Origin of the sequence: uncultured Tenacibaculum sp. (assembly GCF_947495995.1) — a bacterium.
Lineage (GTDB): Bacteria > Bacteroidota > Bacteroidia > Flavobacteriales > Flavobacteriaceae > Polaribacter.
In genome coordinates, this window is sequence record NZ_CANMAX010000001.1 from 996109 (window position 1) to 1020508 (window position 24400).

A 24400-nucleotide genomic window follows, 5' to 3' on the forward strand; every position below is an offset into this window, starting at 1 on the left:
AATGAAAACGAGAGTATACAAACCAATTTTATCTTCAATCGTTTTAGTGAGCTTAGCAAGTTGTAGTTCAACTGCTAACATTAAAAAGATAGCAATTCCATTAGGAGTTAATAATGAAGTTGTTATTTCTGAAAAGAAAGCAGCTTTAACAGATTCACAAAAAAAGAACTGGCAACATTTAGACTTAGCAACAGACACAATTCCTGGAATGAGTGTTAATAAAGCTTACGATTTCTTAAAAGGAAAAAAAGGAGTAGAAGTTGTTGTTGGTGTTGTTGATAGTGGTACAGATTTAAAACACGAAGATTTAAAAGATGTAGCTTGGGTAAATACTAAAGAAGTTGCAGGTAACGGTATCGATGATGATAAAAACGGATATGTTGATGATATCAATGGTTGGAATTTCTTAGGAGATTCTTATGCTGAGCACTTAGAGTATGAGCGTATTTTAATGAATCCTTCTGTTGCAGATGCTGAAACTTTAGCTGAAGTAAGAGCTTTTCAAGAAGAAAAGATTACAGAAGCAAAAAACAACCAATTCCGTTATAATGGAATTTTAGCTCAAATTAAGTTTGCAAACGAAGCGTTAAAAAAACATTTGAATAAAGATGAATTTACTTTAAAAGAAGTAGAGGCAATCAAAACAGATGATAACGAGTTAAAAGAAGCTGTAGCAATGGGAAAACAAACTTATGGTTTTGGTTTCTCTTCTCTTAATGAAGCTGAAAAGTATTTAGAAGGAGAGCTTAAAAAAGCTAAGAAAACTATTGATGGAGATAATCTTAAAAAAGATTACCGTACCGTAGTTGGAGATAACGCATACGATATCAATGATAAACCAGGTTATGGAAATGGAAATACTGGCCATTCTGATAAAGATGAATCTCATGGTTCTCACGTTTCTGGTATTATTGCTGCAACTCGTAACAATGGTAAAGGAATGAATGGAGTTGCTACTAACGTAAAAGTATTAGCAGTAAGATCTGTTTCTAACGGAGATGAGTATGATAAAGATGTTGCTTTAGGTATTCGTTACGCAGTAGATAACGGAGCTAAAGTAATTAATACAAGTTTTGGTAAAGCTTTTTCACCAAATAAAGAATGGGTTTACGATGCAATTAAGTATGCTGCACAAAAAGACGTACTTATCGTAAATGCTGCAGGAAATGATGGAAAAAATATTGATGTTGAAAAGACATTCCCTAACGATGCTCCAGATTTAGTAAATGAAATTTCTGACAATTTCTTAACTGTTGGTGCTATGAGTGCTAATTATAATGCAGATCTTCCAGCATCATTTTCAAACTACGGAAAATTAAACGTTGATGTTTTTGCTCCAGGTGTAAGTATTTACTCTACTTTCCCAGATAACAGATATCAAGCAATCAGTGGAACATCTATGGCTTCTCCATCTACAGCAGGAGTAGCGGCGTTAATTCGTTCTTACTATCCAGAATTATCTGCAAGTCAGGTGAAGAGAATTATCATGAATTCTGGAACTAAAATTAACATGAAAGTTAATAAGCCAGGAACTGGTCGTAGATATGGAACAAATGCTGAGTTAGTTCCTTTCGAAGATCTATCAGTTTCAGGTAGAATTGTTAATGCTTACAATGCATTAAAAATGGCAGACCAAATTGTTAAAGCAAACAAATAAATTATAATCAAAGAGCATTTTTTTAATGCTCTTTTTTTCTAAAATCTAAATAATGAGAAAAATTATTTTTTCACTTTTATCTGTTGGATTGTTTTCATTCGGAAGTTTTGCTCAAAAAACTTCACATGCTCCAGTAGGATATTGGCAACAAAAAGCTGATTATACTATGGATATAGATATGGATGTGAATACAGCTCAATATAAAGGAAAGCAGAAATTAGTGTATACAAATAACTCTCCAGATGAGTTAAATAAAGTATACTATCATTTATATTTCAATGCTTTTCAGCCGAATTCTCAAATGGATGCAAGATTACATACGATTATGGATCCAGATGGAAGAATGGTAAATATCTCAGGAACTTCAGAAGAGAAAATTACAGAGAGTAGAATTAAAAAATTAAAGCCAAACGAAATAGGTTTTATAAAAGTAAACTCATTACGTCAGAATGGTAAAAAAGTTTCTTACGAAGTTGTAGGAACAATTTTAGAAGTTACACTACACTCACCAATAAAATCAGGTAGAAAAGCAACTTTCGAAATGGAATTTGATGCTCAAGTTCCGTTACAAATTCGTAGATCAGGAAGAGATAGTAAAGAAGGTGTCGCTTTATCGATGACGCAATGGTACCCTAAAATGGCTGAATATGATTTTGAAGGATGGCATACACCTCCATACATTGCAAGAGAATTCCATGGTGTTTGGGGAAATTTTGATGTTACATTACATATCGATAGAAATTATGTTGTGGGTGGAACAGGAGATTTATTAAATCCGCAAGAGGTTGGTCATGGTTACGAAACTAAAGGAAAGAAATTAAAATTACCAAAAGGTAATAAGCTTACTTGGAAGTTCTCAGGAAAGAATATTCATGATTTTACGTGGGCTGCTGATCCAGAATATAGGCACGATATTTATAAAATGGATAATGGTATCGATTTACATTTCCTGTATAAAAAGACAATGGATCAAAAGTTTATTGATGGATGGAAAAAACTGCAACCTAAAACTGCTGAATTAATGAAGTATTTTAGTGAGCATATTGGTAAATATCCGTACAATCAGTATTCTGTAATTCAAGGAGGAGATGGTGGTATGGAGTATGCACAATGTACTTTAATTAGTGGTGAAAGATCTTGGGGAAGCTTATTCGGCGTTACAGCTCACGAATTAGCGCACACTTGGTTTCAATTCCTTTTAGCAACAAACGAAAGTAAACATCCTTGGATGGATGAAGGTTTTACTACCTATATTTCAAATAAAGCAAGTAACGATATCTTAGGTCAAGACAGACCAAATCCAAATAGTGGTTCTTACAGAGGTTATGGATTTTTAGTAAAGTCAGGAGCAGAAGAGCCTTTATCTACACATGCAGATAGATACGATACAAACAGAGCTTATGGTATCGCAAGTTATAGTAAAGGAAGTATTTTCTTAAGTCAGCTAGAGTATATCATTGGTTCAGAAAATGTAGCAAAAACATTAAAAGAGTATTTTAATGCTTTTTCTTTTAAACATCCAACACCTAATGATTTTAAACGTATTGCTGAAAAAGTTTCTGGAATTCATTTAGACTGGTATTTAAATGAGTGGACACAAACAACTCATTTTATCGATTACGGAGTAAAGTTTGTTAAGGATAAAGCAATTACTTTAGAAAGAATTGGAGCAATGCCAATGCCAATTGATGTTGAAGTTGAATATGCCGATGGAACTAAAGAGTCTTTTAATATTCCTTTAGAAATGATGAGAGGAAATAAGACATCTTCAGCAACATTACTAAAAGACTGGGGATGGGCTTATCCAACATACACTTTTGAGGTTTCTAAAGACGTGAAAAGTGTAAAAATTGATAAAAGCGGATATATGGCAGACATAAATCCATTAAACAATACTTTTAGTGTAGAGTAATCGAATTATCTCACTAAAGTAAAAAGCAGCGAAAACGATTAGTTTTTCGCTGCTTTTTTTCTATATAAATAATTACTTTTGCTTCAAATATTATTGAAAATGTCAGAAGAAAAAAAATCACTCAATTTTATTGAACAAATCATCGAGGAAGATTTATCGAATGGAATGAAAAAAGAAAACTTACGTTTTCGTTTTCCTCCAGAACCTAACGGTTATCTTCATATTGGTCATACTAAAGCTATCGGAATTAGTTTTGGTTTAGGAGAAAAGTACAATGCTCCTGTAAATTTACGTTTCGATGATACTAACCCTGCCAAAGAAGAGCAAGAATATGTTGATGCGATAAAGAAAGATGTGTCTTGGTTAGGATATCAATGGGAAAACGAATGTTATTCTTCAGATTATTTTCAGCAATTATACGATTGGGCAGTTCAATTAATTAAAGACGGAAAAGCCTATGTAGACAGCCAAACTTCAGAAGAAATGGCTGAGCAAAAAGGTACCCCAACTGAACCAGGAGTTGCAAGTCCGTATAGAGATAGAACTGTTGAAGAAAACTTAGAGCTTTTCACTAAAATGAAAAATGGAGAGTTCGAAGAAGGTGAACATGTACTTCGTGCAAAAATAGATATGGCTTCTCCTAACATGTTGTTAAGAGATCCGTTAATGTATAGAATTCTAAAGAAAGCACACCACAGAACAGGGAACGATTGGGTGATTTATCCAATGTATGACTGGACACACGGTGAAAGTGACTATTTAGAGCAAATTTCTCACTCTTTATGTTCTTTAGAGTTTAAGCCGCATCGTGATTTATACAATTGGTTTAGAGATAATGTTTTCGAATATAGCAAATCTGCTTATCCGTTAATGCCAAAACAACGCGAGTTTTCTAGATTGAACTTGAGTTATACAATTATGAGTAAGCGTAAATTATTGAAATTAGTTGAAGAAGGTGTTGTTTCTGGTTGGGACGATCCGAGAATGCCAACAATTTCTGGTTTACGTAGAAGAGGATACACACCTGCATCTATTCGTAATTTTATTGAAACAGTAGGAGTTTCTAAACGAGAGAATATTATCGATGTTGCATTGTTAGAGTTTAAGATTCGAGAAGACTTAAATAAAAATGCAAATAGAGTAATGGCTGTTTTAAATCCAGTTAAATTAGTTGTTACAAACTATCCTGAAGATAAAGAAGAGATTCTTATTGCAGAAAACAATCCAGAACTGGATGCTGGATCTAGAGAAGTTCCTTTTTCTCGTGAATTATACATCGAAAGAGAAGATTTTAAAGAGGAAGCAAATAGAAAGTATTTCAGGTTAACCTTAGGTAAAGAAGTGCGCTTAAAAAACGCGTATATCATTAAAGGAGAAAGTTGTGTAAAAGACGATGAAGGTAATATTACTGAAATTCACTGTACATACGATCCTTTAAGTAAGTCTGGAAGTGGAACTGAAGAAAGCAAGCGTAAAGTTAAAGGAACATTACATTGGGTATCTAAAAAACATGCTGTAGCTGCAGAAGTTAGAGTTTATGATAGGTTATTTTCTGATGAAGCTCCAGACGGACATAAGGACAAAGATTTTATGGAGTTTTTAAATCCTGATTCTTTAAAAATTATTAATGCTTTTGTAGAACCTAGTTTAGTAAGTTCAAAAATTGGTGAGCGATTCCAATTTCAACGTTTAGGATATTTTAATGTAGACGACGATTCAACATCAGACAAGTTAGTGTTTAATAAAACCGTTGGTTTACGCGATACATGGGCAAAAGTTAATAAATAATAAGACTAACAATCTAAGAATTAATTTTTTGAGGTTTTATAAAAATCAAAAGCATTCAGGTTAAAAAAATACGGATAATACATTTTTTTTTGTTTTTTAACATAATTTCTGTAATTTAGTAGTCCCAATATTATTAATTACCAAGTAATAATCCCCCCTAAGATGAAAGATTTACGTTGGTTACTTATATGCTTGATTTGTGTAAACATAGTAACGTCTCAATCTAACAGAACTTGTGAAAAGCAAGAAAAAACTCTTATAGAAGACCTCAATAGCATTAATAAATGTAAAGCTAAAGGAGAGAAGAATGTTGATGCTATACCAGCAAGACATGTTATTCTTGGCTTTAATAGTTATAAAAGCAGGTTTTTCAGAAAGAGAAGAAAAGAATTAGCCAAAATTGCCAATTCAATTTCAGCAAAAGGTATTTCCGAAGAACAAAAAGCAGTTAATTTAGTCAATGAAAAAATTGATATTAAGGCTTCTGAAGATTTGGAAAATAAAATATTTACATTTCAAAATGTAGATGAACTTCCGAAGTTTGATAATTGCGAAAATTCTCAAGATAATTTAAGGTGTTTTAATATAGCTATTGGTAGCTTTATTCAAGAAAATTTCGAATATCCAGAGGAAGCTATAGATAACGGAATTGTTGGGCAAGTAACGATTAGCTTTGTAATTGGTAAAGAGGGGAAAGTGACTGACGTAGTAGCGATAGACAAAGAAAATGGAAAAAATATCTTAACGAAATACAGTGAAGATTTAATATCGAGATTATCTAAAATGAAACCAGCAATGAAAAACGGAAAACCAGTTCAAGTTTCTTATGAACTTTCATTAGATTTCTCTTTATAGAAAAAAATATAAAGCATTAATAAAAAAGGAACCTATTCGGTTCCTTTTTTTGTTACTGTAAAGTTTAAATTTGATATCCAATTTGCACGTAATTCGGGCAATTCATCTGGATAATAAATAATTGATTCTGGTTGTCTTTTCTCTAGATATTTTCCAGTATCCCAAATCCCATTTCCATTCTCATCAATAATAGCTCTTATCATGTAGGTATCTGGAACTAATAAGTTGAACTCAATCTTTCCAGAAGAATTAAGAATTTTCTTTTTGAAAACCTTATTGTCTTTAAGTAATTCAATAATTACAGGAGCTTTTACTTGCTTATCAACACTTAAAATAATACTCCCATAATCTTCAGTGTCTTTTGTGTTGAATTTATAATCAAGAGTGTCTTTAGAACCTACTTTAAAAATATCTTCTATAGCTTTTGGTAAAGCTGTTAAACGGTATGATCTCTTCATTTTTTTCTCAAACAAAACAGCTAATTCAGTATTCGATATGGTTTTTAATTCATAATCTACATCTGTACTATCTGTTAAGTTTTCTAATGAGAATTTAGTTTTATCAACGTTTATTATAGGGTTATTTGTACTTAAGATCAACGTGTCATTTAAATGTAAAACAGATTTTACATTCGATGATACAGATAACGAATCCATCTTCTTTTTTCTTAGGGAAACTGTAGCAGTATCTATTGAAGTTTTTTCAGAAATAATAAAGTTTAGAGAGTCTAGTTTCTCTTTTGAATAATACCAGTAGTTGATGGTGTCTTTATCTTTTTCAAAACTTGTTCTGTATACAAAATCCGAAGGAACTTTCGAAGTAAGTTTTATCTCGATGTTTTCTTGTTTTCCTGTAAATCCGAATTGTATTTTTCCTTTTGTAACTTCTTTTCCTCGTTTAAATATGTAAGGTTGAATTTCTTTAAAAAGAATCATTGGCTTCTTCTTAATACTATCTTTTGGTAAGTACAAAGTATCTTTAAAGAAACCGATTTTATCAGTTCTAGGATTGAATTTATAATCCGGACTTTCTTCATCAACAGCCATTAAGAAATATTTTCCTTCTGCAATGTTGGTGAATTTATAATTAATTGAATCGTAAGTTCTAGTAACGTAATCAGGTTTGTTCTTATAAACAATAGAGTCGGTATAAGTTGAATCTATTTTATAAAGTAACACACTGTAATTTTTCTTCGACTCTTTAATGGTAATATCCTTTATAGATCCGGCAATACTTAAAGAATCTATAAAATCTCCTGTAGAAAAGATATATTTAAAATTTTCTAACGGATTGTTTTCGTTATTATCTTGAACAGCATTACCAAAATTAAAAGTATAAGTAGTATTCTCTCGTAAAGAATCTAAGATTTTAATATTGATGTATTTACTTGGCGTGCCTTGTGGTGTAATTAACGGGTCATTCTTAAAAGGAGGTGAAACAATTAGTTGTTTATTTAAATCCTTTAAAACAATATATTCATCAAAATAAATACGAATATTATCATCTTTAAAATTTAAGCTTTCATAGGCTGGTTTAGCCAAAACTAATATAGGAGCATCCTCATCTTTTGGTCCACCTTGCGGTCTACCTTTTCTTGCGCAACTCGAGAGTAAAAAAGAAAAACTTAAAAGAAGTAAAATAAAATTGTAATGTTTCACAAAAGTAATTTTAAACACAATCAAAAGTAGTAAAAAAACCGTTAGTCTTTACTCGTGTAAGCCATTGTTGCTACACTAATTTTTATGTCTTTTGTTGCATTTAACGCATTTATACAAGATTCTATTGTTGCGCCAGTTGTTATTACATCATCTACAAGTAAAACATGTTTGTTTTCAAAAAACGTAGTGTCAATAAGTTTAAACTTCGATGAACTCTCACTATATCTGTCAAATCTCGATTTTTTTGTTTGCGTTTTAGAGTTAGAAACTCGAACTAATTTGCCTTCATTATAGTTAGAATTTAAGTTTTTTGCTAAACTTTTTGCAAACGAACTCACCTGATTATAACCTCTCTTTTTTAACTTTTTTTTATGCAAAGGTACAGGAATCACATAGTCTATATCTGTAAATCTTTTTGAGTTAGATAATTCATACGAGAACCAGTTTCCTAGAAAATCACCTACATCTTCACGATCGTTATATTTTAATTCATGAATTATTTTCTGAGTAATATTATCTTTTCGATAATAAAGAAAAGACACAAAGTCTTGCAAATTGTTATTGGCAAGAAAAAATAGTGTATTAAATAACTTATCCTTAATAATTGGTAACTCATTTTTACAGTTTACACAAAGTGTTTTTTCATTATGAAAGAGATTATTTTCACAATTTAAACATAAATTAGGATAAAAAATTCCAAATAAATCCTTTAAAAAGCGCATATTTGCTAAGCAATTTTCGATAAATTTATAAAATTAATCATACTTGGGAAAGAAACTTAACTTCTTTAAAGAAGCATTACTCACGGCTAAAACGTCTGGAACTATTACTCCTAGCTCTCGTTTTCTAGCTGAGAAGATGCTTAAAGGAATCGATTTTAACAATGCTAAACTTATTGTAGAACTCGGCTCTGGTAATGGAGTTATCACAAAACATATTTTAAAAAAGATGCAACCTCACAATCATCTTATATGTTTTGAAATCAATGACCAGTTTTATGAAGAGTTGTTGAAAATTGAACACCCTCAGTTAACAGTCTTAAAAGTTTCTGCAGAATTTTTAATTGAAGAAATCAATAAAAAAGGTTTTGAAAGTGTAGATGCTATAGTATCTAGCTTACCGTTATCCATAATTCCGAAAGAAATTTCCCAAAAAATATTACAAGAGTCTTACAAATCATTAAATACAAACGGAACTTTTGTTCAGTTTCAATATACATTAGATTACTACAAAAGACTAAAACAACTGTTCAAAAAGGAAAACGTAAGTTTAAATTTTGAACCGATAAACATTCCTCCTGCATTTATTTACAAATGCATAAAGAAATAGTAACTACAATTTGTATTTTTGCCTTCTATGATAGAAACAAGAGAAGCCATATCAGAAAAGGTTGTATTGATAGGTGTAATTACACAACACCAAAATGAAGACAAGGCCAATGAATATCTAGATGAATTGGAGTTCTTGACCATTACTGCTGGAGGAGTTCCAACAAAACGATTTTTACAGAAATTAGAAAAACCAAATCCTAAAACTTTTATTGGTACAGGAAAGTTAGACGAAGTAAAAATGTTTATTGATGCGAACAACATCGGAACGGCGGTTTTTGATGATGAATTATCACCAGCTCAATTACGAAATATAGAACGTGTTTTAGATTGTAAAATCTTAGATAGAACAAATCTTATTTTAGATATTTTTGCTAGTAGAGCTCAAACTAGTTCAGCAAAAACTCAAGTTGAACTTGCGCAATATGAATATTTATTACCAAGATTAACTCGAATGTGGACTCACCTCGATAAGCAAAAAGGAGGTATCGGAATGAGAGGTCCTGGTGAAACAGAAATAGAAACCGACCGTCGTATTATTCGTGATAAGATCACTTTACTTAAGAAAAAACTACAAACAATCGACAAGCAAATGGCTGTTCAAAGAAAGAACAGAGGAAAACTTGTTCGTGTAGCTTTAGTAGGATATACAAACGTTGGTAAATCTACTTTAATGAACCTTATTAGTAAAAGCGAAGTTTTTGCAGAAAATAAACTCTTTGCAACACTTGATACTACAGTTCGTAAAGTAGTAGTAAAAAACGTTCCTTTTTTATTAACCGATACTGTTGGATTTATTAGAAAATTACCAACACAGTTAGTAGAATCTTTCAAATCCACTCTAGATGAGGTTCGTGAAGCAGATTTACTGTTGCATGTTGTAGATATTTCACATCCAAACTTCGAAGATCATATAGCATCAGTAAATAAAATTTTAGATGAAATCGATAGTGCTAATAAGCCTACGGTCATGATTTTTAATAAAATTGATGCGTATACTCACGAAACTATTGATGAAGATGATTTAGTTACTGTAAAAAGTAAAGAACATTACACAATAGAAGACTGGAAAAAGACATGGATGAACGATCTTGAGAAGAAAGCATGCTTTATTTCTGCCGTTAATAAAGAAAATATTGAAAACTTTAAAGATTTAGTCTACGATGAGGTTGTGACTATTCACTCTAAAATCTTTCCTTATAACAATTTCTTATATTAAGACAATATTTATACTGATAAATTGTTAAATATTCAGAAAGAAAGGTATAAATTGCTTAAAAATTCAATGATTTCAAAATCTTTAGCTATTTTTATTTACTTTTGCAAGTGGAACATATTATAAATTTATTAAACTTATAAACATTGTTGTTTGTGGGTTTTTAACTCCCCTACTTATGAAGAAAGTATTTTATGCAGCATTTTTCGCATTGTCGATTAGTGCGTTTGGACAGAGTAGTCAAGAAACATGTGATACACCAGAAAGTCCTGTAGAGGACTTAAACAGTATCACCAAGTGTACAATAAAACCTTTAAAAAAAGGAAAAGATAAAAGATCTAGGCAAATCTCAGTTAGAGTATCTGCTCCTAAACGAAGGTTCTTAAAAAAGAGAAAAAAAGAAGCAGCTTCAGGTGTTAATAACTTAAATAGTACTGGAGTTTCAGCTGTAAACCATTCAACCGATATTTCTAAGACGTTAAAATTAAAAACGAATTTATCTGCTTTAAGCAATACGCTTTCTAAAGAAGAAGTTAGACAAGCTGAAAAGTTTAGTACTGTAGATAATATTCCTGCTTTCCCAGATTGTAAAAGCGAACAAGGAAACGATCAATTAGATTGTTTTAACACTGAAATGATTAATCATATTCAAGAACATTTTAGTTATCCTGATCAAGCTTTATTAGATAAGTTACAAGGAGAAGTTTGGGTCCGTTTTATTATAGACAAAGATGGAAATGTTACAAATATAAAGGCTTTAGGTCCGAAAGGTGGAAAAATCTTAAAAGATGAAGCTATTAGAGTGGTATCTAACTTACCTAAATTTAATCCAGCAACAAAAGCTGGTAAGCCAATTTCTGTAAAATATGGTTTTCCTATAAACTTTTCTTTAGAGGATAATTAAATATTTCGTAACTTCCATAACGCAGAAATTCAATTAATCAAAAATTATAAGCAATGGTCAAAAAATTACTCTTGCTGCTTTTTATAACGAGCAGTTATTTTTTGTTGGCGCAGACAGAAGTTAAAGGTTTAGTCTTCGACGAATATTTAGAGCCTTTTCCTGGAGCAACTGTTAAAACAAGTGAAGGAAAATCTACAACTTCTAACTTTGATGGAGAATTTGTAGTAAATGTTAAAAAATTCCCCGTAACAATTACCGTAACGTTATTAGGTTATCAAACCGAAACTATTCAAATTTCTAGTCCAAATGATGATTTAAATATCATCTTAAAAGAAACATTAGGTTTAGATCAGGTAGTTGTTTCTGCTTCGAGAACTCCAGAACGAGTTATAGAATCGCCAGTAACCATTGAAAGAATTGATGGTAAATCGATTAAAAGAACTCCTTCACCGAATTTTTACCAATCTTTAGGTAATTTAAAAGGAATTGATGTTTTAGATAATAACCTTTTAACTAAAGCTATTGGTTCTAACCGAGGTTTTGTTAGTACTGATAACAATCGTTTTGTACAGTTGGTGGATGGAGTTGATACTGCTGTCCCTGTTTTCGATTATGCACTAGGTAATTTATTTGGTTTAAATGAATTGGATGTAAAGAACGTCGAGATTCTTCCAGGTGCGGCATCTGCATTATATGGGGCGAATGCCTTCAACGGAATTTTATTAATGACTAGTAAAAATCCATTTGATGATGCAGGAGCAAGTGTAGCTTTTCAATCAGGAGTTACAACTCAAGAAGGAAGAGGAGCTTATGCTTTTTATGATGTAAGTACTAGATTAGCTTATAAGTTTAGTGATCATTTTGCAGCAAAAGTAAGTCTTAACTATATCCAAGGAAAAGATTGGGTAGCTAATGATAGAACCGATGCAAACGGTAACGGTTTTAGTCATTTAGATAATCCAAATTATGATGGAATTAATACTTACGGTGATGAAGTAAGTTTGAACTTAGTTGATTTAGCTTTATTGGCTACGCCTTTTACCGCAGATCCAACTTCTCCATTATTTGGTTTAAATCCATTAGGGTTGATTTCTGGAATTAATGGTGTAGAAAGACAACGAGTAAGTAGAACAGGTTTTGCTGAAAGAGATATTATAGATTATGATGTTGATAATTTACTTTTTGATGGTTCTTTACACTTTAGACCATGGGGTGAAGAAGGAGCAGAAATTATCTTTGGATCTAAGTTTAGTATAGGAGATAACATTACTCAAGCAAGTAATAGATATGATCAATCGAATTCGTTTATGAGACAATTCAGATTTGAAGTTAGAGATAAAAATTACTTTGTTAGAGGTTACTATAATGAAAATGATGCTGGAAAAACAATTGATACAAGTTTAGCTGGAATCTTTGCTGGTAGTGCATGGAAAGGTAACAGAGCTTATTTTGAAGAGTATGCCGGAGCTTATTTTGCTTCTTTAGCAGGAGGACTTTCAAATGATCAGGCACACTTAGCAGCAAGAAGCTTTGTAAATAGAGATTTTCCAAATGTAAATTCTGCAGCTTATCAAAACTCTTTAAAGCTTGCTAAAGAAACAACCTTAGCAAACGGAGGGGCTTTATTATCTGAAAATTCTGGTTATTATCATGTTGATGCTAACTTAAATTTAGCTGAATTTATTGACTTTGCTGATATTCAAGTTGGAGGTAGTTTTAGAAGTTTTGCTTTAGATTCTAACGGACAAGTATATACAGATGATGATGGAGTGTTACGATACAGACAGTACGGGGTTTATACTCAAGTACAAAAGAAGTTTGTTGATGATAGATTAAAGTTTACAGGAACAGTACGTTTTGATAAATCAAGAAACTTTGAAGGTAACTTCTCTCCAAGAGCAACAATTTCATATGCAGCTGGAGAAAATAGAGATCATAACTTTAGAATTGGTTTTCAAACAGGATTTAGAAATCCAACTTCTCAAGATCAATATTTAGGTTTAACTTTAGGAAACTTAGTATTATTAGGATCGGTAGAGGAAAACTTAACAAGAGAGGTTATTACAAGAGAGTTTGTTTCAGATCCAAGTCAAACAGCTACTTTAGTAGGTACTTCTGCATTTAATAATTCATATACTGCAGCTTCTATCGATGCTTTCCAAACAGATTTTAGATCGAATGCTATCAATGGTAATTTAGGAGTAATTAATCCTAATCTTTTACAAGTATCTAATTTCGATTTAGTAAAGCCAGAAATTGTACGTTCATTTGAACTAGGTTATCGTGGTGCTTTAGACGTAGCTGGAAAATTATTTGAATTCGATATTGTAGGGTATTATAATTTACATAACGATTTTATCTCGTCAACAAATGTAGTTGTTCCATTTTATGGAGATGTTAACGATCCTACTTCAAACGCTGCGTTAGCAATTGCTAATAACGATTTTCAAAGATATTCTATCGTAACGAACATTGATTCTGAATTACAAGTTTTTGGTTTTTCAGCAGGTTTTAGTACAAAATTATTTAACAACTTCGATTTATCAGGTAGTTATGCTTATTCAGACTTTAATGTAGAAGATACTGCAATCGATTTTAAGCCATTCTTTAATACTCCAAAACATTCTGTAAAGGCTCAATTCGGAAATGATCGTTTATTCAAGAATTTTGGTTTCTCTACGAATGTAAGATGGCAAGACGAATTTTTATACCAAACAAGATTTGTTGATAGAGTATTAGATAGTCGTTTTGTGTTGGATGCACAAATCAATTATACAATACCATCTTTAAAATCTTTTATTAAGTTAGGAGCTACTAATTTAACAGGTGATGAATATGTTAGTGCCTTAGGTACAGGTACAATAGGTTCTCAATACTTTATTTCTTGGACAATTAATAATTAATAGTATTAACATAAATATAAAAAAGAGGGCTAATTTGCCCTCTTTTTTTTGCTTTTTTCAAAAAAAAACAGTAATCATGTTTTTTTATTCAAAATAAGTTGTACTTTTGCCGCCTAAAACCCAAACATACTGCTAGGTAAATTTGTAAATGTTAAACGTATGAAAAAAGTATATTTACTTGTAGTTTTATTATTATCCCTTAATAGTTTTGGTCAGGATACTTGTGATACACCTGAAGAAACTACCTTAGAAGATTTAAATAGTATTACTAAATGTTCGATCAAACCTGCTAAGAATAAGAAAGATAAAAGAAGCCGACAGATTACAGTTCGTGTTTCTGCTTCTAAAAGAAGATTCTTAAAGAAAAGAGAAATCAAAAAGAAACTAGCCGTTTCTGGAGCTAGTAATATTAATTCATCAGGAATTTCTACAATTTCAACTGGCAATACTATTTCAAATAAACTTTCCCTAAAGAAAAAATCAGCATCTAGTAGCATTGCTGCTTTGACTAATAGTTTATCTGAAGAAGAAGTTAGAAAAGCAGATCGTTTTAATTCAGTTGATAAAATTCCAGCATTTGCTAACTGTAAGAGCGCAAAAAAAGGAGATATGGTTGACTGTTTTAATACGGAAATGATGTTACACATTCAAAAACACTTTAGATATCCTGGCGAAGCTGTTAGGAATATGGTTGAAGGTGAAGTTTGGGTACGCTTTATCATTGATAAAAATGGTGAGGTTAAAAACATCAAAACTTTAGGTCCTGAGAACGCTGAAATCTTAAATGAAGAAGCTAGAAGAGTAGTAACTAAGTTAGCTAAGTTTACTCCTGCTAGAAAAGATGGAAAACGTGTAGCTGTAAAATACGGTTTCCCTATTAACTTTTCATTAGAAGAATAGAATAATTCCAAATCCTTAATATAACAAAAATGTTCAAGAAACAATTAGTAATGATTGTTTTCACTCTGTGCGCTATATCTACGTTTGCACAAGTGGAAATAAAAGGTGTGGTATACAATGAGTACCTAGAGCCTTTTTACAATGCTAAAATCAAAAGTAAGTCGGCAGTGGCATTATCTGACACTAGCGGTAACTTTACGATTACACTTAATGGAGCTTTACCTCAAACTCTTGAGATTTCTGCTTTCGGACACCAATCTGAATTTGTAGAAGTAGAAAGAGTAGGGCAAAAAATCAATGTAATTTTAAAAGAAAATTTACTATTAGATCAAGTAGTAATTTCTGCATCGAGAGTTCCGGAAAGAATTATCGAATCTCCAGTAACTATTGAAAGATTCGGTTTAACAGACATTAGAAAAACATCTTCGAATTCATTTTATGATGGATTAGCGAATTTAAAAAGTATTCAAGTTAGAGAAAGTGGATATGGATTTAAATCTGTAAACACAAGAGGTTTTGCTGATTTCGCTAACTCTAGATTTGTACAGTTAGTTGATGGTATGGACACAGCAGCTCCTGCATTAAACTTTAGTGCTGGTAATTTATCTGGTGTTTCAGAATTAGACATCAACAATGTTGAAGTATTACCAGGTGCATCTTCTGCATTATATGGGGCGAACTCATATAATGGTATCTTATTAATGAATACTAAAAGTCCATTCGATTTTACTGGAATTAGTGCTCAATTTAAATCTGGTATCATGTCTCAAGATTTATCAGGAAATAATGAGTTCTATGATGCAACAATAAGAATGGCATACAGATTTAGTGATGCTTTTGCAGCTAAAGTTAACTTATCTTACTTTGATGCTCCAGAATGGCAAGCAAATGATTTAAGAAATAGACAAATCGATACTGGTGAAATTATTGATGGAGAGCAAAACTCTGTTTTAAGTTACGATGGTGTAAACTTATATGGTGATGAAGTAATTCAAAACTTAAATAATATCGCTCGTACTTACTTTGGTGGTGCAACTTTACCTCAATTATATACTGTTAACTTAACAGGTTATGCAGAAAGAGATTTATTAAGAAGCTATAGAACTAAGAACTTAAAGTTTTCTACGTCTTTACACTATAGACCTTTAGAAGATGAGTCTTTAGAGATTATTTTAGCTACAAGATTAGGTAGAGGAGATAATATTTTCCAAGGAACTTCTAGATTCGCACAAAGAGATTATTTCATTGGCCAATCTAAATTAGAAGTTAAAGGAGATAACTTCTATGTAAGAGGTTATTACGTATCTAACGATGCTGGTAATACTTATGATTTAACAAGAACTGGTATTGCATTAAACACTGTAGGAGCTCAAAACAACACTGCTGGTGTTTGGGGAGTTGATTATGTTTTAGGTTTAATCAATAATGGTGGTTTTAACCCAGATAACTCGATTAATGTAGATCCAACTATTTTAGCTGCTGCTAGAGATTTTGCTAACCAAGCAAGATTAGCTCCAGGAACTTCTGCATTTAACACAGAATTTGATAGAATTACTTCTACTTTAATTACTCAAGGTGGTAGTAAAATCTACGACAATAGTTCTTATTCTCACATTGATGGTAACTATAACTTTACAAGTTTATTAAACGATTGGGCAGATGTTCAAATAGGAGGTTCTTACAGACAGTATAATTCAGACTCTAAAGGAACAATCTTTAATGATGCAGATGATATCATTAGAATTGCTGAATACGGTTTATATTCTCAAATTCAGAAAAAATTCTTAGATGATAGATTAAAGTTAACAGGTTCTATTCGTTACGATAAATCTGAAAACTTTGACGGAAATTACTCTCCTCGTTTCGCAGTAAACTATGGTTTAGGAGAAGATAAAAACCATATCATTAGAGCTTCTTATCAAACAGGTTTTAGAAACCCAACTATTCAGGAACAATATTTATTAATTCCTGCAGGAAGAAAAATTAATGTTGGTACATCTTTAGATAACTTAAGTACAGTTAATGTTGGAGGAATTACAGGAGATAACATCCTTAACAATTCATTATTAACTAGAACTGTTTTCCCAGAGGATACAGGTTACCAAGGACCACGTAACGTAAAGTCTACTTATGAGGCAATTGTACCAGAAGAAGTACAAACAATTGAATTAGGATATAGAAGTATGTTTGGAATTAGTGATTCTAACAACTTAATTATAGATTTTAATACTTTCTATAGTATCCACAATGATTTTGTTTTCTTCCAAGACGTTATTACACCTAACGCAGGAACAGTATTCCCATTAGGAAATACACCATTAACTGCAACTCAGTTAACAGATCCTAACATTGCAAACGGACTTATCGATCCTGATACAAACGTATTAGTTTTAGATGCTGCTTCGATCAACTCTGGTTTAGTAGAATTTAATATCGTAACAAACAGTAAATCTGTTGTAAACTCTTATGGAGCAAGTATCGCTCTTAATACTAAAGTTTTCAATCGTTTTGATTTAGGTTTAAGTTATGATTACATCGACTTTACTTTTGATGATAAAGATTTTGGTTTATTCGAGCCAAACTTTAATACACCAAAACATACAGTTAAAGCACAATTAGGAAACGAAAATCTTTTTGAGAACTTTGGTTTCAATGTTAATGCTAGATGGTTAGATAAATACAGATGGGTATCTCCATTCGTTAAAGGTGATGTTGATGCTAGAACAGTATTAGATGCACAAATCAACTATCGTATTCCATCAATCAAATCTCAATTCAAAATTGGAGGAACAAACTTATTAGGAAAAGAGTATTTAGTAGCTCCTGGTACAGGAAGTATCGGAAGTTTATACTACATCTCTTGGACAATAAACGACTAATAACTTAATTAAGTTATCATATTTAAAAAGCTTGTGTGAAAACACAGGCTTTTTTATTTATTGCTTGTTAGTGAAAAATGAATAATAATGAAAGTGTATCTAAATTAAGTATTCTAGGATTGTTATTCACATTAGTAAATTGTACTGATTCAGCTAAAGTTATAGAAGCTAAACAGTTGTTCAGCAAGATATAGAAGCTTATTTAGTAAAAAGTCTAAGTAATATCGAAGATGATGATGAAGATATAGAATAAAAAGATAATATATTCAATAAAAATAAAACCGCGTTATTAAGGATAAATAACGCGGTTTTATTCGTTTATAATTTTAAATCAGTTATTCGATAATACCTAATCTCTTAGCTCTTTCTTCCCAGCTTTTTCTAGCTAAATTTTGAAGGTTCGCAACATTATCACTTTCATCCATAATTTCTAACCCTAATAAAGTTTCAATTACGTCTTCTTGAGTTACCAAACCACTTACAGCTCCAAATTCGTCTACCACTAAAGCAATATGTTCACGTTGTGCTATTAATTTCTCGAACAGCTCAGGAATTGGTAGTTCTCTGCTAGTAACAATAATATCTCTTTTAATAGTTTCTAGTTTCTCTTCTCCTTTACCGTTTATAATGGCTTCTAAGAGCTGATCTTTCAAAAAGTACCCAACTATATTATCAGTAGATCCAGAGTACAAAGGAATACGAGAAAAACGCAATTTAGCATTGTCATCAAAGAATGATTTTATAGTTTGACCTGCATCAGCAGTTTTTAATACTGTTCTTGGTGTCATCACATGTTTTGCAGAAACTTCTTTGAAGTTCAACATGTTTTTAATCACTTTACTCTCATTTTCTTGAAATACACCCTCTTTTTCAGCGATTTCAGTCATAGCAGAAAAATCTTCTCTACTTAAAACACTTTCTCCATGTCCGCCTTTACCAAACATTTTTGTGAATAATTGTAATATCCAAATTATTCCAGTAAACTTTAAAATAGTGATTAAGATATTTAAAGTAGTTGTAGTAAATCCAGCTAAAGATTTCCAGTAGGTAGCTCCAATTGTTTTTGGAATAATCTCTGAAGCAACTAAGATTAATATAGTCATAATTGCAGAAACGATAAATACACCACTAAAAATTCCAGTAGATTCTTCTCCTTTAAATACAGTTTCTGCCTGAGAACCTACTAAAATTGCTCCTACAGTATGTGCAATAGTGTTTAAGGTTAAAATTGCAATTAAAGGCTTATCTACATCCTTTTTTAGCTTTTCTAGTCCTAAAGCAAAAGATTTACCTTCTTTCTTTTTTACGTTTACAAATGTTGGAGTAACACTTAGTAAAACAGCTTCGAGTATCGAGCACAGAAAAGAAAAAAGTATTGATATTGTTCCGTAGAAGAAAAGTAGTCCCATTATTAAATTTTTTCGTAAAAATAAATAAAATATAAAACCCCAAGCAAACACTTGGGGTTATTACTATAATATTGCTATAATTTCTTAGAATCCGTAGTTTACTCCTAAACCAAAAACTTCTCTAGTTTGAAAACCTTTAAAAGCATTGTCGTCGTAAATAGTTTGTAATGCTAAGTTTGCAGATAAATACTTGTTAATTTTCATTACGATGTTAACAGTATAATCAAGATCTATATTTTGAGGATCTTCTAAATAGTTGCTGTATAAGTTAACAATGTTCTCTACAGATACATTTTCCATAATTGTAAACTTATAGTAACCACTTACAGAAGCACCTAACTCGTAACGAGTAGATTCACCAGCTTCAACTCCAAATGCAGGAGCTAAATCACTTGATAAAACAACTAATTTAGAAGTTGCAGGCGCAATGTTTACTTTTAAGTTATCTGACTTTTTCCATAACATACCAGGACCAAATTGGAAGTATGCAGGAGAAAAGAAGTGAGATTGTTGTACTCCACCAACATCTGTAGAAGACATTTGTGTTTTAAAGTTAAAGAAAGCAGAATAATACCAGTTATTAGTTGCTTTTTTACCAGCTATAGAGTTAAACTCTAAACGGTCATCTGTTTTTTGAGCACCTTGTCCTCTTAATTTTGTTAATCCGTAAGAAGCTATAATCTTGTTATCCCAAGTCCAATCACCTCTTAAGTAGTTAAAATCGTAGTTTAAACCTAATGTACCAGAGATGTTATTTGTACCTCCAGCTAACCAATTGTTAAATGCAGATTGATTAAATAGAAAAGAAATATTTCCTTCTTTTTTCCAACCTTCTTTAGGTTCATCTTTTTTATCTTGAGCAGTAATAGTAAGCGCTCCAAATAAAATTGCGATAGCTAGTAATTTTCTCATTATCTTATTTTTTGATTTTTAAGGGCGCAAAAGTACGCCTTACTTTGTCTTTAGACAATACTATTTTAAAATAGTCACTTAAAATTAGATAATATAATTTAATCCTAGTCCAAATAATTGTTTGAATTGAATTCTAGTAGACGCATTATCATCTATAATAGTATGAAAACCAAGGTTTGTAGATAAAGACTCATTAATTTTCATTAAAAAGTTTATTTGATAATCAACATCAATATTTTGAGGTTTATCTAGATAATCTGCATATAAAGCAACAATATTTTCCATTGTAATGTTTTTGGCAACATTAAATTTATAATATGAAGACAGATTGAATCCTAAACTGAAACTTGAATTTTTTCCTTCATCAACACCAAAGTTTCCAGAAAATTCATTAGAAACAAATGTAAAACGAGATGTAGAAGGTGCGATATTGATAAACTGATTTTCAGATTTCTTCCATAGCATACCTGGTCCAAAACTTAAGTAAGCAGGAGAAAAAACATCTGAAATAGCAAGATTAGGTTCTTTTGTATAGTCGAAACCTCTAGAATATTGTGTTCTAAGATTATTGAAGAAAGAAAAGAACCAGTTGTTTTTAGATTTATATCCTAGTAAAGAATTGTATTCGAAACGGTCGTCTGTTTTACGAGTACCTTTTTCATCTACATAACTTAAACCGTAAGTAGAAAGAATTTTATTATTCCAGTTCCAATTATCTTTCTTGTAATTAAACTCTTGGTTAATATTAATGTTTCCAGCTATAGTATTTGCTCCACCGGCTGTCCAATTCAAAAATGTAGATTGGTTTAATAAAAAAGTAATCTTGGTAGAAAACTTCCATTTTTTTTGCGGAATACTATCCTTTTTTTCTGCTGTTTGAGCAAAAATACTAATACTAACACTAAGGCATAAAAACAATAAAAACCGTTTCATATCTAAAACAAACTTAATTACTTCTTCTTGTATAACGGGACTGTAGAACAAGCCTCACCATACATGATCGACTTTGCTACAGGTTGAATTTTTGATATTAATAGGGGATATGCGCTTACAGGAATTGGTTTGTTACTGCAACCTTTTATAATCACAGGTTTATCCTGAAAAGTGTCTAAAGATAAGGTATTTATAATTTCTGTAAAAAGAACTGTTTCTAATAATTCTAAATTACCAATTACTACTTTATTAGCGAAACGATATAATTCTGTTGAAACTAATAAATATGCCCAAGAAGGAATAATAGCATCTGTTGCACAATGCAATGCTACATAAGCACCTTGATATTGAGACCAATCGTGATTTTTTACATGTGCTCTAAAATCCTTTTCTTTAAGTAATAAACCTTCAAATAGCCAATCAGAAATATCGAAAAGCACACGCTTTCCTTCAACATAATAATCTTCAAGATCAAAAGTTACTAGTTTACTGTTGGCTACTCTATTTACTATTTCGTCTGCCATACTATAACATTCCTAATTCTAATTTGGCTTCTTCACTCATCATTTCTCTAGTCCAAGTAGGATCAAAAGTAATTTCAACTTCACAGTCGTTAATTTCTTTTAATGTTTTTACCTTATCTTCTACTTCTACAGGTAAGGTTTCTGCAACAGGACAGTTAGGAGAAGTTAATGTCATTAAAATTTTCGCATCATTTTCTTCAGATACAAAAACATCATAAATTAATCCTAACTCGTATATATCCACAGGAATTTCTGGATCGTAAATAGTTTTTAAAACTCTCACGATTTTATCTCCTAAATCTTCTAATTGTTCGTCTGTCATAATATTAAAGTTCTTTATAAAAATATTCGGTAATGTAAGTATGTCCTCCTAATCCAGCTTTGAATGAAGATTTTACTAAATATCCATTTCCATCATAACTGTTTTCAATTGTATCAACAAAAGATAATTCTCCATTATCCTTAAATTTTTGTTGCTCTATTACGTTGTTTGTATTAGGGCGTCCAATACCAAGTCTTTCAAAGAATCCATTAGAAACACCTTCAGCAACACTTTTATTTAGTTTTAAAATAGGTTTAAAGTATGGTATTCTAGAATATGGGTTATTCAAATTGTCGTATTTTACTATTCTATAACCAGATATATATTCTCCAGTTTGATTAAGTTTTATGGTATTATCTGTAATAAATTCATTTATTTCAGAATAATCAGGGCTTCCTGAAGTAGAAAATACCTGTACTACTTTATTATTAGAATTGTAAATGATTTCTTTTTCAAAAGTTACAATTCCACTGGATAAATAAGTTAAACTTTTAATTTTTGTTATGTTTTCAATAGTATAACTTAATTCAATTTTTTCAAATAATTGATCTCGTTTAAAATATTCTATAAGAACTATTTTATCATTTTCATAAGAAAAAGTATAATATTCAACTAGTTCTTGATCACTAATAATATCAATCCTTATTAACCTATTTTCTTCATCATAGCTATAATTTTTTTCATATTTTGAATATTCACTGCCTTGGTAATAGTCAATATTAATTGATTTTAAAGGCACTTTGCTTAATTCTATTTGCTCAGATTTCTCAGAATCACTACACGATACATGTATCAATATAATAAGCAACAAAAAATACTTTTTCATAGTTTTTAATTATTAAATTCTAGCTTGTTGGGCTATAGCATACATTTTAATTTGTTTAACCATAGATACTAATCCATTTGCACGAGTAGGACTTAAGTGTTCTTTTAATCCAATTTCATCAATAAAATTAGTATCCGCTTCAAGTATTGCTTTTGGCGTTTGGTCGGAATATACACGTAATAATAACGCTACAATTCCTTTTGTAAGAATAGCATCACTATCTGCCGTAAACTTAATTTTATCTGTATCAATTTCAGAATGCATCCAAACTTTAGATTGGCATCCTTTAATTAAATTCTCATCAAGTTTATACTCATCATCAATAATAGGTAACGATTTACCTAACTCAATTATATATTCATAACGCTCCATCCAGTCTTCGAACATTGAAAACTCGTCAATAATTTCTTCTTGTATTTCTTTGATAGTCATTTTTTAGAACTATTTTTGCACTTTACAAATTGTTTTGTGCGATTATTGTGCAAAATTACTGATAAAAATTAATAAATGGGTAAACTATTAGCGGTTGGAACTGTTGCCTTTGATGCAATAGAGACACCTTTTGGTAAAACTGACAAAATATTAGGAGGTTCAGGAACTTTTGTTGGTTTAGCAGCTTCTCAATTCGGAGTAGAAACAGGAGTAGTATCTGTCGTAGGAGGAGATTTTCCTCAATCTTACTTAGATATGATGCAAAGTAAAGGAATTGATACTACTGGTATCGAGATTGTAAAAGATGGTAAAACATTCTTTTGGAGTGGAAGATATCATAACGATATGAATTCTAGAGATACATTAGTTACTGAATTAAATGTATTGGAAACTTTTACACCTGTAGTGCCAGAAACTTTTAAAAATGCTGAAGTGGTAATGTTAGGAAATTTACATCCTTTAACACAAGCTTCTGTATTAGATCAAATGAATGAGCGTCCGAAATTAGTTGTTTTAGATACAATGAATTTCTGGATGGATATTGCATTAAGTGATTTACACGAAGTGTTAAAGAGAGTTGATGTAATTACAATTAACGACGAAGAAGCTCGTCAATTAAGTGGAGAATATTCTTTAGTGAATGCAGCTAAGAAAATTCACGAAATGGGACCAAAATATGTGGTAATTAAAAAAGGAGAGCACGGAGCTTTATTATTTAATGATGATAATATGTTCTTTGCACCAGCTTTACCATTAGCAGAAGTTTACGATCCAACAGGAGCAGGTGATACTTTTGCAGGAGGATTCTGTGGGTATTTATCAAAAACAGGTAATTATTCATTTGAAAACATGAAGAACGCCATCATTTATGGATCGAATTTGGCTTCTTTCTGTGTTGAGAAATTTGGAACACAACGCATGGAAGAGTTAACCAAAGACGAAGTTCAAAATCGCTTGGAAGCTTTTAAACAACTAACACAATTTAATATAGAATTAGTATAGAAAATCCGCGCCTTCATGCGCGGATTTTTGTTTCACACAC

20 protein-coding genes are annotated in these 24400 nt (G+C 31.2%); 11 read left to right on the forward strand and 9 right to left on the reverse strand.

Annotated elements, in window-relative coordinates:
• The first annotated feature begins 1 nt into the window (after position 1).
• The 4 genes from Q1A15_RS04560 (at position 2) to Q1A15_RS04575 (ending at position 6212) form a co-directional block, all read left to right on the forward strand.
• Entirely contained in the window at positions 2-1657 is a 1656-nt protein-coding gene (locus tag Q1A15_RS04560) for a S8 family peptidase (RefSeq protein WP_299619443.1), read from the forward strand.
• Between the two features lie 52 nt (positions 1658-1709).
• Positions 1710-3569, forward strand: a complete 1860-nt coding sequence (locus Q1A15_RS04565; RefSeq protein ID WP_299619446.1) for a M1 family metallopeptidase — start codon at positions 1710-1712, stop codon at positions 3567-3569.
• A 99-nt stretch (positions 3570-3668) separates the two neighbouring features.
• On the forward strand, positions 3669-5357 hold the full coding sequence (locus Q1A15_RS04570; protein ID WP_299619449.1) for a glutamine--tRNA ligase/YqeY domain fusion protein: 1689 nt from the start codon (positions 3669-3671) through the stop codon (positions 5355-5357).
• Positions 5358-5519: 162 nt separating this feature from the next.
• Positions 5520-6212 carry an energy transducer TonB gene (locus tag Q1A15_RS04575; protein WP_299619452.1) on the forward strand — a complete coding sequence of 231 codons (693 nt, stop codon included), beginning with the start codon at positions 5520-5522 and terminating at the stop codon, positions 6210-6212.
• A gap of 32 nt (positions 6213-6244) precedes the next feature.
• On the opposite strand, the gene Q1A15_RS04580 is transcribed toward Q1A15_RS04575, so the two are convergent.
• Together Q1A15_RS04580 and Q1A15_RS04585 are read right to left on the reverse strand one after the other, a co-directional pair.
• Positions 6245-7870: an Ig-like domain-containing protein gene (locus tag Q1A15_RS04580; protein ID WP_299619455.1), complete on the reverse strand. Its 1626-nt coding sequence runs from the start codon at positions 7868-7870 to the stop codon at positions 6245-6247.
• A 41-nt stretch (positions 7871-7911) separates the two neighbouring features.
• Complete coding sequence (locus tag Q1A15_RS04585; RefSeq protein ID WP_299619458.1) at positions 7912-8592, reverse strand: phosphoribosyltransferase family protein; 681 nt, start codon at positions 8590-8592, stop codon at positions 7912-7914.
• Between the two features lie 43 nt (positions 8593-8635).
• Between Q1A15_RS04585 and Q1A15_RS04590 the strand changes: the two genes are divergently transcribed.
• The 6 genes from Q1A15_RS04590 (at position 8636) to Q1A15_RS04615 (ending at position 18000) form a co-directional block, all read left to right on the forward strand.
• Positions 8636-9199, forward strand: coding sequence for a methyltransferase (locus tag Q1A15_RS04590; protein WP_299619461.1), 564 nt, complete (start codon positions 8636-8638; stop codon positions 9197-9199).
• A 27-nt stretch (positions 9200-9226) separates the two neighbouring features.
• A complete protein-coding gene (gene hflX, locus Q1A15_RS04595; RefSeq protein WP_299619465.1) occupies positions 9227-10417 on the forward strand; it encodes a GTPase HflX in 1191 nt (396 codons plus the stop codon).
• A 175-nt stretch (positions 10418-10592) separates the two neighbouring features.
• On the forward strand, positions 10593-11318 hold the full coding sequence (locus Q1A15_RS04600; protein WP_299619468.1) for an energy transducer TonB: 726 nt from the start codon (positions 10593-10595) through the stop codon (positions 11316-11318).
• Between the two features lie 104 nt (positions 11319-11422).
• Positions 11423-14221, forward strand: coding sequence for a TonB-dependent receptor (locus Q1A15_RS04605; protein ID WP_299619471.1), 2799 nt, complete (start codon positions 11423-11425; stop codon positions 14219-14221).
• Between the two features lie 159 nt (positions 14222-14380).
• A complete protein-coding gene (locus tag Q1A15_RS04610; protein ID WP_299619474.1) occupies positions 14381-15121 on the forward strand; it encodes an energy transducer TonB in 741 nt (246 codons plus the stop codon).
• A 29-nt stretch (positions 15122-15150) separates the two neighbouring features.
• Positions 15151-18000 carry a TonB-dependent receptor plug domain-containing protein gene (locus tag Q1A15_RS04615; RefSeq protein WP_299619477.1) on the forward strand — a complete coding sequence of 950 codons (2850 nt, stop codon included), beginning with the start codon at positions 15151-15153 and terminating at the stop codon, positions 17998-18000.
• A gap of 335 nt (positions 18001-18335) precedes the next feature.
• Here the strand turns inward: Q1A15_RS04615 and Q1A15_RS04620 are convergent, their stop codons facing one another.
• The 7 genes from Q1A15_RS04620 to Q1A15_RS04650 form a co-directional block, all read right to left on the reverse strand.
• Entirely contained in the window at positions 18336-19409 is a 1074-nt protein-coding gene (locus tag Q1A15_RS04620) for a CNNM domain-containing protein (RefSeq protein WP_299619480.1), read from the reverse strand.
• An 84-nt stretch (positions 19410-19493) separates the two neighbouring features.
• Positions 19494-20321, reverse strand: coding sequence for a DUF3078 domain-containing protein (locus tag Q1A15_RS04625; RefSeq protein WP_299619483.1), 828 nt, complete (start codon positions 20319-20321; stop codon positions 19494-19496).
• Between the two features lie 84 nt (positions 20322-20405).
• Positions 20406-21254 carry a DUF3078 domain-containing protein gene (locus tag Q1A15_RS04630; protein ID WP_299619486.1) on the reverse strand — a complete coding sequence of 283 codons (849 nt, stop codon included), beginning with the start codon at positions 21252-21254 and terminating at the stop codon, positions 20406-20408.
• Positions 21255-21271: 17 nt separating this feature from the next.
• Positions 21272-21778, reverse strand: coding sequence for a DUF2480 family protein (locus Q1A15_RS04635; protein WP_299619489.1), 507 nt, complete (start codon positions 21776-21778; stop codon positions 21272-21274).
• Between the two features lies 1 nt (position 21779).
• Complete coding sequence (locus Q1A15_RS04640) at positions 21780-22100, reverse strand: DUF59 domain-containing protein (RefSeq protein WP_299619492.1); 321 nt, start codon at positions 22098-22100, stop codon at positions 21780-21782.
• A gap of 4 nt (positions 22101-22104) precedes the next feature.
• On the reverse strand, positions 22105-22926 hold the full coding sequence (locus Q1A15_RS04645; protein WP_299619495.1) for a hypothetical protein: 822 nt from the start codon (positions 22924-22926) through the stop codon (positions 22105-22107).
• Positions 22927-22938: 12 nt separating this feature from the next.
• On the reverse strand, positions 22939-23358 hold the full coding sequence (locus Q1A15_RS04650) for a SufE family protein (protein WP_299619498.1): 420 nt from the start codon (positions 23356-23358) through the stop codon (positions 22939-22941).
• A gap of 75 nt (positions 23359-23433) precedes the next feature.
• Here Q1A15_RS04650 and Q1A15_RS04655 point away from each other — a divergent pair, with 75 nt between their 5' ends.
• Positions 23434-24360, forward strand: coding sequence for a PfkB family carbohydrate kinase (locus tag Q1A15_RS04655; protein ID WP_299619501.1), 927 nt, complete (start codon positions 23434-23436; stop codon positions 24358-24360).
• Positions 24361-24400: the final 40 nt, after the last annotated feature.